Source organism: Nocardia rhizosphaerae, assembly GCF_042650365.1.
Taxonomy (GTDB): Bacteria; Actinomycetota; Actinomycetes; order Mycobacteriales; family Mycobacteriaceae; genus Nocardia; species Nocardia rhizosphaerae.
On the sequence record NZ_JBHSBA010000007.1, the window covers coordinates 119,440 to 134,858 of the forward strand.

The 15,419-nt window shown below is 70.1% G+C and carries 9 protein-coding genes; 4 read left to right on the forward strand and 5 right to left on the reverse strand.

What is annotated here, in order from left to right; all coding sequences use genetic code 11:
- Nucleotides 1-24: 24 nt before the first annotated feature.
- Nucleotides 25-969, reverse strand: coding sequence for a peptidase (locus tag ACFOW8_RS15475; protein ID WP_378551317.1), 945 nt, complete (start codon nucleotides 967-969; stop codon nucleotides 25-27).
- A gap of 237 nt (nucleotides 970-1,206) precedes the next feature.
- Between ACFOW8_RS15475 and ACFOW8_RS15480 the strand changes: the two genes are divergently transcribed.
- A complete protein-coding gene (locus ACFOW8_RS15480) occupies nucleotides 1,207-2,751 on the forward strand; it encodes a sodium-dependent transporter (RefSeq protein ID WP_378551318.1) in 1,545 nt (514 codons plus the stop codon).
- Nucleotides 2,751-2,852, forward strand: a complete 102-nt coding sequence (locus ACFOW8_RS15485; protein ID WP_378551319.1) for a methionine/alanine import family NSS transporter small subunit — start codon at nucleotides 2,751-2,753, stop codon at nucleotides 2,850-2,852. Before ACFOW8_RS15480 ends, ACFOW8_RS15485 begins: the two co-directional genes overlap by 1 nt.
- A 5-nt stretch (nucleotides 2,853-2,857) precedes the next feature.
- On the opposite strand, the gene ACFOW8_RS15490 is transcribed toward ACFOW8_RS15485, so the two are convergent.
- Both ACFOW8_RS15490 and ACFOW8_RS15495 read right to left on the reverse strand, forming a co-directional pair.
- Nucleotides 2,858-3,805 carry a hypothetical protein gene (locus ACFOW8_RS15490; RefSeq protein WP_378551320.1) on the reverse strand — a complete coding sequence of 316 codons (948 nt, stop codon included), beginning with the start codon at nucleotides 3,803-3,805 and terminating at the stop codon, nucleotides 2,858-2,860.
- A 123-nt stretch (nucleotides 3,806-3,928) separates the two neighbouring features.
- Nucleotides 3,929-4,927: a hypothetical protein gene (locus tag ACFOW8_RS15495; protein WP_378551321.1), complete on the reverse strand. Its 999-nt coding sequence runs from the start codon at nucleotides 4,925-4,927 to the stop codon at nucleotides 3,929-3,931.
- A 292-nt stretch (nucleotides 4,928-5,219) separates the two neighbouring features.
- Between ACFOW8_RS15495 and nrdF the strand changes: the two genes are divergently transcribed.
- Both nrdF and ACFOW8_RS15505 read left to right on the forward strand, forming a co-directional pair.
- Nucleotides 5,220-6,212: a class 1b ribonucleoside-diphosphate reductase subunit beta gene (gene nrdF, locus ACFOW8_RS15500; protein ID WP_378551322.1), complete on the forward strand. Its 993-nt coding sequence runs from the start codon at nucleotides 5,220-5,222 to the stop codon at nucleotides 6,210-6,212.
- A 234-nt stretch (nucleotides 6,213-6,446) separates the two neighbouring features.
- Nucleotides 6,447-12,359, forward strand: coding sequence for an amino acid adenylation domain-containing protein (locus ACFOW8_RS15505; protein WP_378551323.1), 5,913 nt, complete (start codon nucleotides 6,447-6,449; stop codon nucleotides 12,357-12,359).
- Nucleotides 12,360-12,419: 60 nt separating this feature from the next.
- Here ACFOW8_RS15505 and ACFOW8_RS15510 read toward each other — a convergent pair whose 3' ends face one another.
- Together ACFOW8_RS15510 and ACFOW8_RS15515 are read right to left on the reverse strand one after the other, a co-directional pair.
- Nucleotides 12,420-14,006: an AMP-binding protein gene (locus ACFOW8_RS15510; RefSeq protein WP_378551324.1), complete on the reverse strand. Its 1,587-nt coding sequence runs from the start codon at nucleotides 14,004-14,006 to the stop codon at nucleotides 12,420-12,422.
- A gap of 50 nt (nucleotides 14,007-14,056) precedes the next feature.
- Nucleotides 14,057-15,334 carry a lipase family protein gene (locus ACFOW8_RS15515; protein ID WP_378551325.1) on the reverse strand — a complete coding sequence of 426 codons (1,278 nt, stop codon included), beginning with the start codon at nucleotides 15,332-15,334 and terminating at the stop codon, nucleotides 14,057-14,059.
- Nucleotides 15,335-15,419 lie beyond the last annotated feature (85 nt).

Here is a 15,419-nt window from a genome sequence, read left to right on the forward strand (position 1 = left end):
AGTGCCTGCGTCGAACCCGGCATCTCACGGCGGCCCGAACAGCACCAGGATCTGTCCCATCACGTCGCGGCCGACCTCGTCGGTGGCCGCGGTCACCTCGACGATCGGCACCCGCGCGCCGAAAACGGTACTTCCGGAGGGTAGTTCGGGGCCGACCGCGACCGTGTACATCGGGATGCTGCTGTCGTAGACCGAGACCGACCGATGCACGGTGCGGTCACCGAACTTCTCCTCGGTGCTGCGCGCGGCCAGATACTCGGGCACCCGGTACTCGTAGCTCACGGTGATGCCCTCGCCGCGATACTCGAACAGGCACTGCGTGAGCCGTTGCGGCCGGGTCTCGACCGTGCCTGTCAGCAGCGACCGGACCTCACAGGGGTCGGCGCCGAGCAGCACCGTGCCGACGGTGTCGGGCGAGGTGCCCTGTGGCGGTGCTTCGCGCCATCGCGCCAGCATTCCTGGCAGCAGCCCATCGGCCACCACGCACGGGTCCTGCTCGGGTGGGGTCGACAAGCCGAGGTAGAAGGCGGCACCCGCCGGGAACCGCGCCGTCGCTCCGCAGGCCCGCGGCGGGCCGTCGTCGCGGTCCGGAATCAGGCGCACCTCGACGTCGCCGACCTGCTTGTGCACGCCGCGGCCCTGGGTCAGCGGGGGCAGCAGGGTGGCGTGCCAGGTGAGCGTGGTGCCATCACCGGGTGTGTCGCTGCCGAGCACGGCGCGACACGAATCCAGGCCCACCGTCACGCCCTTCACCTCGGCGATGTCGTCGAGCGTGTCGCGGGGCAGCAGGGCGCACACATCGATCTGCCTGGTCGCTTGCGCCACGGTTGCCCGCTGCTGTTCGGTCTCGGCGGGGGCCGACCAGAATTCCGGGGGCGGGGCGGGGATCGACGGGGTGGGCGGCGTTGGTCCGGTCGGCTCGGATTCGCTGTCGCCGCAGCTCAGCGCGGCCAGCAGGGGGACGGTCATGAGTGCGAGCCAGCGATACATTCTCACCCCTGCCCTCGAGGTCGCGGGCGGTGTCGGCGCCCGGGCAATCGAGTCTGCCCGTAAGGCAACTGCCGCGCAAACACCCGCCGACGTGGAGTGCGGGGAAATCGGGTCCCGATCGTCATCGGGGCGACATCTTTTCGGACGGGCCAACGCTGTCCGATTCCTACACTAAGATCATCGCGCAATCGGACGAGCGAGCGGATGGAGAGTGCGATGACAGCACCGCCCCGGGAACAATGGGGGACCAGGGCGGGCTTTCTGCTCGCCGCGATCGGCTCAGCCGTCGGGTTGGGAAATATCTGGCGCTTCCCCTACATCGCTTACGAGAACGGTGGCGGCGCGTTCCTGCTGCCGTATCTGATCGCGCTGCTGTCCGCCGGTATTCCGCTGCTCATCTTCGAGTACACGATCGGCCACAAGTTCCGTGGCTCACCGCCGCTGGCGCTACGCCGGCTCTCGCGACCGACCGAGGCCATCGGCTGGTGGCAGGTGGCCATCTGTTTCGTCATCGCCGTGTACTACGCGGTGATCATCGCCTGGGCCATCCGCTACGTCGGATTCTCGGTGGATCAGCAGTGGGGTGCGGACGCCGAGACGTTCTTCTCCAACGATTTCCTGCACGTCGCCGAGCAGCCCGGGTTCGCCGCGCCGTTCGTGCCCGGTGTGCTGTGGCCGCTGATCGCGGTGTGGGTGGTGACGCTGGTCGTGCTGGCGCTCGGTGTCCGTAAGGGCATCGAGATCGCCAACAAGGTCTTCATCCCGCTGCTGGTGGTGCTGTTCCTGGTCCTGGTGGTGCGGGCGCTGTTCCTGCCCGGTGCCGCCACCGGCCTCGACGCGTTCTTCTCGCCCGACTGGTCGAGTATCACCGACGGCAAGGTGTGGGTGGCCGCCTACGGGCAGATCTTCTTCTCGTTGTCGGTCGGCTTCGGCATCATGATCACCTATGCCTCCTACCTGCGGCGCAAGGCCGATCTGGGTGGATCGGCGCTGGTGGCCGGCTTCGCCAACAGCTCGTTCGAGATCCTGGCAGGCATCGGCGTGTTCGCCACCCTCGGCTTCATGGCCCACCAGACCGGGGTGGCGGTGAGCGAGGCCGCCACCGCGGGCCCCGGTCTGGCATTCGTGGCGTTCCCGACGATCATCTCCGAATTGTCCAGCGGCGCGGCCTGGTTCGGCATCCTGTTCTTCACCTGCCTGGTGCTGGCCGGGCTGTCCTCGCTGATCAGCATCGTCCAGGTCATCATCGCCTCGGTGCAGGACCGTACCGGGATGGCGCGGGTGCCCGCGGTGCTGATCGTCGGCGGACTCACCGCGATCGTGTCGATCGGGCTGTTCCCGACCCGTAACGGCCTGTACCTGCTCGACGTGGCCGATCACTTCATCAACCAGTACGGCATCGTGCTGGCCGGCTTCGTCGCGGTGGTCGTCGTCGCCTGGGTGCTGCGCAAGCTGGGCATGCTGCAGGAGCACAACGACACGGTGGCCAACTTCAAGGTCGGCAAGGTGTGGCTGGTGCTGCTCGGCGTGGTCACGCCGCTGGTGCTGGTCTGGATGATGATCGACAGCCTGCGCCAGGAATTCGCCGAGACCTACGGCGGATACACCACCGGCTACGTGCTGGCCGCCGGCTGGGGTGTGGCCGGTGCGGCGATCCTGTTCGGTGTGATCATGGCGTTGCTGCCGTGGCACCCACCGGCCCTGCCCGATGACGAGGACGGCGCCGCCCCGGCGCAGTCGACCGAGGAGGTGAAGTCCTGATGTCGGCTGGTGCGATCACGATGCTGATCATCTCGATCGTGGTGGTGTGGGGTGGGCTGCTCGCCTCGATCCTGCTCTTCCGCAGGCATCCCGAAGACTGAGGGTGCTATGGCACCAGCGGCAGCGCCGCGCGCATGACCTGCTCGGCGACCGCGGAGCCTGCGGTGACCGACACCGTCGGCACCCGCGGCCCGAGCATGGCATCGGCCTGGCCCGGCGCCATGTTCGGGCCGACCACGGCCGACAGGGTGGCGATCCCGGACGGACCGCCACCGTCGAACCGGTACACCTGGCGATCCTCGACCGTGAAGGCCGGGGTGTCATCGGTGATCGTGGCCGCCACGTTGTAGTCGTAGGTGACGATCGCCTGCTGACCGTCGACGGTCAACCTGCAGGTGGTGATTCCCTGGTCGGCCGCGGGCACGCGCACCCCGAGCAGCGGCGCGACCGCGCACGGGTCACCGCCGGTGATCACCGTGTTGTCCGAATCCGGCGAGGTGCCCTGCGGTGGCTCCGCGCGCCATTCGACCAGCGCGATCCGCAGCAGCGACTCCGCGGTCGCGCAGGCGTCGCCGGGTGCCCGCACGCTCAGTGACAGATCGGCCCCGCTGGCGAAACGCGCCCAGGCCTGGCAGCTGCCGCGCACCTGCGGATCGTCCGACGTGCGCGGCTCCTCGTCGAGCAGCACGCGGACATCGCCCATGGTCAGCTCCCGGACCGGCGCGTCCATGGGCGGCTCCCCGGAGAACATCACCCCGGTGCTCCAGGTCGCGTCGATGCCGGTCAGATGGCCGTCGACGGCGATATCGAGCCTGCACCGATTCGGATGCACGTTCTCGATATCGCGCACCTTTCCCAGCGCCCCCAGCGCCACTCGCGGCATCAGCGCGCACACGTCGAGCGTGCGAACCTTGCGCACCACCGTGATCCGGTCCTGGTCCGAGACCGCCTCCGTCGACCAGAACCCGCCGCGTGGCATCGAATCCGAGGCGGGTGCGCTCTGGCACGCCGACAGGGCGAGTGCCACGGCAACGAACGGCAGCGCGCGTCGCACGGCGCCTCCTTCCTGAACGGGGATGCGGGGGGAGAAGGCCGTCGACGACACCCACCACCGCGTCCACGGTACCGCCGCCGCGCCGGTCTCCTGCGGGGAGGAAGGGTGTCGCGGTGGCTGACGCTAGGTTGCCGGGAACAGGCCGGTCGCGGTCCGCAGCACTTCCGTGAGCACGGCCCGGTCCGTGCCGAAAACATCGACAGTCGGGATATCGGCGCCGAGGAACCTTTCCGGGTCGGCGCCGGGCAGCGCGGGACCGACCGCCGCCGTGAAGAACGCCGATTCACCGTCGTTGTCGTCCCCGTAGGCGTGGTGGCCGTTGACGGTGAAGATCGGCTCACCCCGGCGCACGAGTTGCTCGCTCTGGTAGTCGTACTGCACCTGGACCTCGTCACCGCGGAAGGTGAACCGACAGGTCCAGACCCGGCGCTCGATGGCAGGGGCGTCGGCGCCGAGAACCTCCGCGACCTCGCACGGATCCTTGCCGAGCAGTGCGGTGGGCGGCGTGTCGGGTGAGGTGCCGCGCGGCGGTTCGACGGCGAGATTTGTCATCGCCCTCGCCAGCGCCGCTTCCGCGATCGGGCACGGTTCGGTGCCGAGCGGGGTGTTCACTGTCACCGGCAGGGTCGTGGTGTTGCCGAAGGCCGCGACGGCCAGGCAGGTCCGATGCGGCGGGCGGCTTTCCGTGGGATTCGCGGAGTCGGCGTCGCTTACCGTCCCGATGGTGATGCCGTCGACCGTTCGGCGTTTCGCCGCACCCCAGGTGTAACCCTGCGGTGCGGCGCCGAGAGACCAGCTGATCGATGTGCGCTCCTCGATCTCGGTGGACCCGAAGGTGGCCTCGCACCCTCCCGGCTTGGAGTTCTCGACGCGCAGTGGCTCGCCGAAAGCAGCGAGAGCGGCGCGGGGAATCAGCGCGCAGGGATCGACCGCGCGCAGGCGGGCGAGGAGTTCGATCCGCGCGGTGTCGGAGGCGGGAGCGGTCTTCCAGTACGTGGGCACGGCGGCCGCGGCCTCGGCCGGCGCTGCCGGTTGCGCGGCAGGCGGCTGTTCCTGGCAGGCGGTGGGAGCCAGCACGGTGACGGCGAGTCCGGCCAGTACCACGACGCGACTGATCCGCATGACGATAGATCCCCCCTCGGTGGCTGCCCCGATGGCGTGGCCAGGTTGTCCGATGCACAGTGTGCCGGAGGCCGGTGGTCGGCGCGATCGCCGGGTGCGCGTGACGCGTCGACGCGGAATCACGGGCGATGCGATGCGATGCGGGGCCGGGGGCCGGTGTGGCGCACAATGGGTGCCGCGTAGGTGGCGTGGATGGCCGGTCGAGGTGGCCGGACTCATCGCGTCGCAACACAAGCTGTTGTGCTCCGCCGGGTTGTCACCCACTACGAGTAGTGTTCAAGGCGAAGCGGTCATGGATCTGGCGGAAAGGTGTGGAGGCGGAATGAAGCTCATCGATCGGGTGTCGGCCATCAACTGGAATCGGGTAACCGATGAGAAGGATGCCGAGGTCTGGGATCGGCTCACCGGCAACTTCTGGCTGCCGGAGAAGGTGCCGGTGTCCAACGACATCCCGTCGTGGAACACCCTGACCGCCGACGAGAAGCAGCTCACCATGCGGGTCTTCACCGGCCTGACCTTGCTCGACACCATCCAGGGCACCGTCGGCGCGGTCTCGCTCATTCCCGATGCGCTCACCCCGCACGAGGAAGCGGTGCTCACCAACATCGCGTTCATGGAGTCGGTGCACGCCAAGAGCTACAGCTCGATCTTCTCCACCCTGTGCTCCACCAAGGAGATCGACGAGGCCTTCCGCTGGTCGGAGGAGAACCGCAATCTGCAGCGCAAGGCCGAGATCGTCCTGTCGTACTACAACGGCGAGGACCCGCTCAAGCGCAAGGTCGCCTCGACGCTGCTGGAGAGCTTCCTGTTCTACTCCGGCTTCTACCTGCCGATGCACTGGTCCTCGCGGGCCAAGCTCACCAATACCGCGGACATGATCCGGCTGATCATCCGCGACGAGGCGGTGCACGGCTACTACATCGGCTACAAGTACCAGAAGGGCTTGGAGCTGGTGTCGCAGGCCGAGCGCGACGAGCTCAAGAACTACACCTTCGAGCTGCTGTTCGAGCTCTACGACAACGAGGTCGACTACACCCAGGACCTCTACGACGAGGTCGGCCTCACCGAGGACGTCAAGAAGTTCCTGCGCTACAACGCCAACAAGGCGCTGATGAACCTCGGCTACGAGGGTCTGTTCCCGAAGGACGAGTGCGAGGTGAATCCGGCGATTCTGTCGGCCCTTTCACCCAATGCCGACGAGAACCACGACTTCTTCTCCGGTTCGGGCTCCAGCTACGTCATCGGCAAGGCCGTCAACACCGAAGACGAGGACTGGGAGTTCTGATCGGTCGGTGCCCGGCGCGCCGGGCACTCACGCCGCCCGTCCGTTGTGCTGCCGGTTCCTGGTGCGCGGCGGGCGGGCACCGTCGTTTCGGCGGGCCATGAGTGCGGGCGGCACCATCGGCCTCGGCCAGTTGTCGACTGACGCCGCGCACGAGCCCGCAGAGCGACTGATTCCCCGTTCTGCCCCTGGAAATCGGGCTTTTCCGATCCGCGGCGGTCCCGATCTAATCGGAGCATGACCGTGATCCGACAGCAGGCCACCTTCGGCGACATCCTCGGTCGTGGCGGCGCCGGGAACGGGATCGCGATGGTCGAGGGCGACCGGAGCTGGACGTACGCCGACACGGCCGCGGCGGTGCACCGGCTCGCCAGGGAACTGGTCCGCTGCGCGGTGGGACCGGACACGGTGGTGGCGCTCGCGCTGCCGCGCTCCGCCGAACTCGTGCGCGCGGTGTGCGCGGTCGCCGCGACCGGGGGCGCGGTGCTGCCGGTCGATCTGCGCCAGCCGCCGTCGCGCCGTCGCTATCTGCTTGCCGATGCCACCGCGACGGTCGGCGTCACCACGAAGACCATGCGCGCCGAGCTGCCGGACTGGATCACCTGGCTGGTCCTCGATGACGGCGAGTTCGCGCACCGGTGCGCCGCCAACGATCCGGCCCCGCTCACCGATGCCGACCGCCTCGCCCCCGTGCATCCCGACCAGCTCGCCTACGTGCTCTACACCTCCGGGTCCACCGGCGCCCCGAAGGCGGTCGAGGTGACCCACCGTGGCCTGGAAGCCCTGCTCACCGGGGTGTCGGCCCACCTCGCCGTGGGGCAGGGGGCGCGGATAGCGCAGCTGGCCGCACCGGGTTTCGACCTGTTCGTCGGCGAACTGCTGCTGGCGTTCGGCACCGGTGCCACGCTCGTGCTGGTGCCGCCGGAGATCACCGGCGGCGCCGAACTCGACGAGCTGATCGCGGGCATGGCGGTCACCCACGCGGTGATCACGCCCGCCGTGCTGGCGACGCTCGACCCGCACCGGCACCCCGGGTTGCGCGGACTCGTGGTCGCCGGTGACGCCTCCGACCCGGCGCTGGTGGCCAGATGGGCGGCGGGCCGGACCTACCTCAACGGCTACGGCCCGACCGAGGCGACCGTCCTGGTGAGCGCGGCGCCCCTGACCGCAGGGGGTCCGGTGGTGCTCGGGACGGTATTCGACGGGTGGTCGGCGCTGGTGCTCGACGACCGGCTGCGCCAGGTGGCGGTGGGAGAGCCCGGCGAGCTGTACCTGTCCGGGCCGGGTGTCGCGCGCGGATACCGGGCCGCGGCGGGGGCGACGGCGGCGAGGTTCGTCGCGGCTCCGTCGGGTGCGCGGATGTACCGCACCGGTGATCTCGTGCGGGTATGTCCCGGTGCCGGACGCGGCGCCGCCGGTGGGCAACCCGGTGTCGGCCCTGGCACGCTGGAGTTCCTCGGCCGCACGGATTTTCAGCTCAACGTACTTGGCGTCCGGGTGGATCCGGGGGAGATCGACGCGGTGCTCACCGCGCACGACGACGTCCGTTCCGCGGTGACGGTCGGTCGGCGAAACCTCGCGGGCAGGCTCGTCCCGGTGAGCTATGTCACCGCGAAACCAGGCCGGGCCGTGGTGGTTTCGGTCCTGCGGGCCGCGGTGCGTGACCGGCTCGCCGCCCACGCGGTGCCCGCCGTCGTGACGGTGCTCGACGAACTGCCGTTGACCCCGGTCGGCAAGATCGACCGGGCCGCACTGCCGGACCCCGTGTTCACCACCCGCGGTGGTCGAGCTCCGGTCGATGCCGTGGAGCGCCTGGTCGCCACGGTGATGTCCGGGCTGCTCGGCGTGGATTCGGTGGCCGCCACCGACGACTTTTTCGCCCTCGGTGGAAACTCGCTGCTCGCAGCACAACTCAGCGCCCGACTCGGTGCGGCGACCGGAAAGCACATCCCGGTGCGCGTCCTCTTCGAGGCCCCCACCGTGACACGGCTCGCCCAGGCGATCCGGCAGCTGCCCACCACCGCGCCGCAGCCCGTGCTGCCCCGCCGTCCCCGGCCGGAACCGTTGCCTCTCGCCCCGGCCCAGCGCAGGCTGTGGGTACTCAACCGGATCGATCACCGGTCCCCGGCGGACAATATCGTGCTGGCGGTGCGATTGCGCGGGCCGCTCTCGGTCGCCGCGCTGCGGGCGGCCGTCGCCGATGTGGTCGAACGGCACGAGCCGCTGCGCACGGTATACCCGGAAGTGGACGGCGTCGGGGTGCAGCGAGTGATCCCGGTCGAAGTGGCCGGACCCGCTGACGTGGCCCCCGCGGTATCCGCGTCTGCCGTGGTGGGCCGTGGTGTGTCGGATGAACCTGGCGTCACACTGACGACTGTGGCGGTCTCCGCCGGCGAGTTGCTCCATGCGGTAGCGGAATTCGGTTCCGTGGGTTTCGATCTCACGGCCGAGCTGCCGGTGCGTACCCGGTTGTTCGCGCTCGGCGGTGACGATCACGTGCTTGCCGTGGTCGTGCACCACATCAGTGCCGACGGCTGGTCGCTCCAGCCGCTGTTGCGAGATGTGCTGGCCGCCTACACCGCCCGGCGCCGGGGCCAGGTGCCCGAGTTCGCGCCGCTCACCGTCGCCTACGCCGATTACGCACTCGCCCGGTGCGAGACAGGCGAGGCCGACGCGAGGTCGGAAGGGCAGCTGCGGTACTGGCGGGCCAGGCTGGCCGGACTGGCGCCGCGGATCGAGCTGCCGGTGGACCGGCCGTATCCGGCGGTCGCCTCGGGGCGGGGCGCGATGCTGCGGTGCGGATTCGATGCCGAGCTCACCGCTGGGCTGCGCAGGCTCGCCGCGGCGCACGGCGCGACCCAGTTCATGGCGGTGCACGCGGTGCTCGCCGTGGTGCTTGCCCGGTCAGGGGCCGGAACGGATATCGTCGTCGGCACCCCGGTCGCCGGTCGTGGTGGTTCCGAACTAGACGAGCTGGTCGGCATGTTCGTGAACATGGTCGTTCTGCGCGCCTGGGTCGAGCCGGCGGATTCGTTCACCACATTGCTCACCCGCGTCCGCGACCTCGACCTCGGTGCGCTGGCGCATTCCGAGCTGCCCTTCGAACGGGTCGTCGAGGCAGTCGATCCGCCGCGTAGCCGGGCACATCACCCCCTGTTCCAGGTGGTGCTCACCGCCGCCACCTGGATCGGACCGATCGAAAGCACGCAGAGCGAATTGGCGGTCGAACCCGTCGAGCCGCGAACCTGCCCGGCGAAATTCGATCTGCAGCTGACGATGTCGGATCCGGCCGCGGCCACGATCGACCTGGCGATCACCTACGCCACCGACCTGTTCGACGCTGCCACCATCGAACAGCTGGCGCGGGGAATGGAGACGATCGCGCGTGCGGTGGTCGCCGACGCCTGTTGCCCGGTCGGCGATATCGGGCTCGCCGCCACGGCTCCGGCACCACGCGCGCGCCCGGACAGCCGCACCCTGGCCGACCTGTTCGAGATTGCCGCACATCGTCATTCGTCCGCGGTGGCGGTGCGCGCGGGCTCGACCTCGCTCACCTACCGCGACCTCGACGAGCGCAGCGCGCGCCTGGCCGCGGAACTCGTCGCCGCCGGAGCCGGACCCGAACGCCGGGTCGCGGTGTCGCTGCCACGATCGGCCGACCTGATCGTCGCCATCGTGGCCGTGATCCGCAGCGGGGCCGCGTATGTCCCGGTCGATCCCGCCTACCCGCGCGAGCGTATCGAATACCTGCTGGCCGACGCGCGGCCGGTGTGCGTCATCGGAGCGGAGCTGACGGTCCGGTCGGCCCGCGCGGCGAGCACCGGTCCGGCCGGGGCCGCGCCATCGGTCGCCTGCGGTTCCGATGGATCGCCGCGCGGGCCGCTGCGATCAGTAGCGCGCCGGCTGGTCGGGCGGGAGGGCGCCCGCGCGGAGAACGTCGCGTACGTGATCTACACGTCCGGCTCGACGGGCGCACCGAAAGGTGTCGCGGTCGAGCATCGCCAGGTCGTCGCCTTGGTCGAACAAGCCCGCCGGACTCTGGCCACCCGGTCCACCGATGTGTGGGCGCTGTTCCATTCCACCTCGTTCGACTTCTCGGTGTGGGAGCTGTGGGGTGCGCTCGGCGCGGGGGCGACCCTGGTCGTGGTCGACGACGAGACCTCGCGTGCCCCCGAACAGCTGCGGGAACTGCTCGTCCGGGAACGGGTGTCGATCCTGGGCCAGACGCCGTCGGCGTTCGCCGGACTCGACGACGCCGACGCGATCGCCACCGACGCGCCACTCTCCTTGCGCCGCATCGTCTTCGGCGGTGAGCCACTCGAGCCGCGCACGCTCGCCCGCTGGTTGGAGCGGTACGGCGCGTCCGGACCCCGGCTGGTCAACATGTTCGGCATCACCGAGACCACCGTGCACGTCACGCACGCCACGATCACCGACGCCGAGCACACCAGGGCGGGCAGCCCCATCGGGGAGCCGCTCGACGGTCTCGCCGTGCGCGTGCTCGACCGCCGATTGCGGCCCGTCCCACCGGGTGTCGTCGGGGAGATCTATGTGGCGGGCGCGCAGGTGTCTCGGGGATACCTGCACCGGTCCGGCTTGACCGCGACCCGGTTCGTCGCCGATCCCGGCGCGATCGGCGGCATCATGTACCGCTCGGGTGATCTCGGGCGCTGGACCAGGGCGGGCACCCTGGAACACTTCGGGCGCGCGGACCGGCAGGTGAAGATCCGCGGCTACCGGATCGAGCTCGCCGAAGTCGAAGCGGCCCTGCTGGATTGCCCCGGCGTGGTCGCCGCGGCCGTAGTCGTCCGCGATGGTCCGGTAACCGGCACCCAGCTCGTCGGCTATGTCGTGCCCGCCGTCGCAGTCATGGGCACCCCGGCCCGGCATCATCCTGCCGGTCCCGCGAATTCCGGCGCCCGCCCGCTCACCGGTACGCGCGTGCGCACACGGCTGCGTGCTCGGTTGCCCGGCCATCTCGTTCCGGCGGCGGTGGTCGTGGTCGACGCGCTGCCGCTCACGCCGAACGGGAAGCTCGATCCGGCCGCGCTGCCCGATCCGAGCTTCGGTTCGAGTCAGACCTACCGTGCGCCGGACGGCCCGGTGCAACGGCGGATCGCGGCGGTGTACGCCGATGTGCTCGGGGCCGACCTGGTCGGTGCCGACGACTCGTTCTTCGATCTCGGCGGAAATTCGGTGGTCGCCCTGCGGCTGGTCGCGCGGCTGCGCACCGAACTCGCCGTCGAGATACCGCTGACCTGGCTGTTCAGCGACCCGACGCCCGCCGGCCTCGCCGCCCGCGTCGCCGCGGGTGGGGGTGAGGGTTCCAGCCTGGCGCCGGTGCTCACCCTGCGTGCGGACGGGCACGGCGCGCCGCTGTTCTGTGTGCCGCCCGTGGTCGGCCTGTCCTGGAGTTTCGCCGGGCTGGCCGCCGCGCTGGACTGTCCGGTCTACGGTCTGCAGTCACCGGCGATCACCGAGGACGCTCCGCACCCGGAATCGCTCGACGCCCTGGCGGCCGACTACGTGGCGCGGATCAGGGCGATCCAGCCACACGGCCCGTACCGCCTGCTCGGCTGGTGCGTCGGCGGTGTGGTGGCGCACGCCATGGCGGCTCAGCTGCAGGAGCTGGGAGAGCGGGTGGAACTGCTGGCCATGCTCGATTCCTTCGTCGGTGCGGTGGGGTACGTCAGCGAAACGCCGGTCACCGTCGGCGATCTGCTCGGCCAGTTCGGCACCGAACACGAACTCGCCACTCCCATCACCGAGTTCACCGCCGACGATGCGGTCGATCTGGTGTCGAATCTGTCCGGTCCGTTCGAGGAGCTCGGCGAAGAGCGGGTGCGTCGCCTCTTCGACGGCATCATGCACACCCAGGTGATCGGCGCCGCCCACCGAGTCGGGGTCGTCGACGGCGACCTGCTGTTCTTCACCGCCGACCGCGACGATCGCGGCGCCGGGCGCGCGGCCGCCGCCTGGCGCGACCACCTCACCGGCGCGGTCCACAATGTCGCCGTCGATGCCACGCACTGGGAGCTCACCACGCCCACCGCGGTCGCCACGATCGGTCCGGCGCTGGCCGCGGCCCTCGCAGGCCGGGAGCTCGCGCCGTGGGCCGTGACCCTGCCCGCGGTCTCGAGGTCTCGCTGATCGATGTGCAGTGCGCGACCGGTGCGACGGCGGCGACTCCGCACCGCCGCCGTCGCGCGGTCACCGCAGCGCGGCCAGGCCGCGCCGGTCGATCTTGCCGGTGGGAGTGCGCGGGAGCTCGTCGACGAACACCACCTCTCGCGGTGACTTGAACCGGGCGAGGTGGGCTTTCACGTAGTCCTGGACCGCCGCCGCGTCGAGGTGGTCCGCGCCGACCACGAACGCGGCCAGCCGCTGCCCGAATTCGTCGTCGGGGACGCCGATCACGGCGGCCTCGGTGATCGCGGGATGCCGGTACAGCAGGTCCTCGACCTCGCCGGGGAAGACGTTCTCGCCGCCGGAGACGATCATGTCGTCGTCGCGGCCGTCGACGAAAAGCCGACCTGCCGTGTCGAAGTGGCCGAGATCGCCGGTGCTCATCAACCCGCCGCGCAGCTGCTTGGAGCCGCCGCCGGAGTAGCCGTGGAAGGCGATGGCGTTGCCGACGTGCACGGTGCCGACCCGGCCCGGCTCGGTGACCAGGTCGTCGCCGTCGTAGAGCGCGACGGTGATGCCGACCGGTGGCTTGCCGACCGTGCCCGGCGCGGCCAGCCAGTCCGCGGGGGTGGCGACGGTGGCGGTGCCGGTCTCGGTGCAGCCGTAGAAGTTGTAGAGCACCGGACCGAAGACCTCGATCGCCCGCGTTCCCAATGCCGACGGCAGCGCCGCGCCCGCGGTGAACACGATCCGCAGCGCGCTGGTGTCCGCGTCGGCCAGGACAGCGGGCCCCAGATCCAGGATGCGGCGCAACATCGTCGGGACGAGCACGATCATGTCGGCCCGGTGTTCGGCCAGCTGGGCGAGGGCGCGCGCCGCGTCGAACTTCCCGTGCAGCACCACCGTCGACCCCAGATTGAGCGCGAGGACGAACTGCGACAGCGCGGTGCCGTGGAACAGCGGCGCGCACAGCAGCACCGTCTGCTCCCGTCGCAGCGGCACCCGATCGACGAATTGCGCACCGGCCAGGGGTGATTCGACCCGACGCGGTGCTCCTTTGGGTGTTCCGGTCGTGCCACCGGTGAGCAGGACGAAGCCGCCTTGTTCCGCAGGGGCGGGCAATGATGTTGCGGGACAAGCTGTCTCGCTCCGTCGTCGGGTGCGCGATCGGATGCCGAGCCGGTCGACATCGGGGGATGGGCTCGGGTCGAGCAGAGTGATCGCCGTCGGCAGGGTGTCGGTCGGCGGTGACGTCGCCGGGTCGAGGACGAGGGCGCCGACCTGCTCGCGGAGCAGTACATCACGCAGCTGCGCGGCACCGAAGCCGGTATTGAGCAGCACCAGCCTGCTGCCGAGTTTGGCCGCGGCGGCCATGGTTTCGACCAGCATCAGCCCGTCGGGCGCGAGTACCCCGATGGTATCCCGAGCGCGCAGGCCCTCGGCATGCCAGCGCGCGGCGATGGCGTCGGTGCGCCGGTCGAGCTCGCGATAGGTGACCCGGCGCGCGCCGTCGACGAGGGCGACGCGATCCGGTGTCCGGCGAGCGGTGGCGCGGATGCCGCCGGCGATCGGTCCGAGGGCACGCATCGTGCGCGCGGTGCGCAGGACCAGGTCCGGGCGTCGCAGATCGATCAGCCCGGCCCGTTGCAGGACGGCGAGCTGGCGCGACATCGTCAGCGCCGAACGGATTCCGGGCGATCCCGTCCGGGAGAAAGCGTCGCTCAACATACCCGCGGCCCCGGATCGGCACCGGCGGTCACCGCGAGCAGCCAGGCCACCGTGCCCAGTTCGGGCACGATCTCGGCGCTGATGTGCTCCGACATCGGTACCCGGAACATGCGCAGGTTCACCCCGCGCGCACAGTAGGCGGCGGCGATCTCGTCGATGGCCAGCTCGGCGGGCAGCAGCTGATCGGTGGTGGAATGCCACATGAGCAGCGGCATGTCGGGCGTGTTCTCGGGACGGCCGAAGCTCGCCGCCGACAGCGCCTCGTGCGCGGCGGCCAGCCCGGCCTGCGGATCGGTCAGATAGTCGGCGACCGGCCGCAGCAGCGTGGTGGCGACCGCGGTGTAGAGACACCGGTTCGCCAGATCGGCGGCGACTCGCTTGCCCTCGGGCGTCAGGTAGCGCTGCAGCGCCTGATCGAACTCGGGATATTCGCGGGCGAGACCGAGAATGGCGAGCCAGCCGGTGAAGTTGGCCTGCGGCTGCTGACCGGAGATGGCGAACGGCGCGATGGCCACCTTGTCGCCGGGAATGCCGCCCTGCGCACTGCCCTTGATGTCGAGTTCGGGGGCGTAGTGCTGGCGCTGTTCGGCCGCCGACGCCGAGGAGTTGCCGCCGCCGGAATAGCCCCACAGCCCCACCGGCGCCGCCTCGAGCCCCAGCCCTGCGCGTTTGGCGGCGCGGATACCGTCGAGCACCATCCGGCCTTCGGCGGGCGACATGATCGTATTGCGTTTGCCGTCGAAGTCGGTGACCACCACCGCGGCACCAGCGGACAGGAACTGCCCCATCAGCGCCACTTCCTTCTGGATGCCCGCTCGCAGCGTGTACGAGGGATTGCACTGCTGGCCGAGGCTGTCGATCGCCTCCTGATACGAGATCAGCGGGCGCGGGCCCGGACCGAGCCACGGAATGCCGGGCACCAGCACGGTGGTCGCGGTGACCAGCGGGTTGTCGTGCGCGTCGGTGCTGCGGAACAGCAGCTGGGTGGTGTGCACCGGGACCGGGATGCCGAGCGCGTAGGTCTGCACCTCGCGGCGGCGGATCACATCGCCGTTGCCGTAGGCCGCGAAATCGGCCGGATCGGCGTACCAGGGATCCTGCTGCGGGGTCGGCAGCGGGACGACCGCCGGATAGACCTGCTCCTCGTTCGGCAGGGGCGGGAGCTCGAGATCGGCCGTGGCCGGTCCGGCGGTGAATGTCAGCACGACGGCGCTGAGCAGGGCGGTGGCGCCGAGGCGCCGGGGTCGTTGGGTGGCCGTGCCGCGGTGCATGGCATCTCCTTCGGTAGGTGATCCTGATTACAGCAGGTTCTCTTGTTAGTAACAAGAGCTCTTGTTGTAAATGGGTGATCGGTAC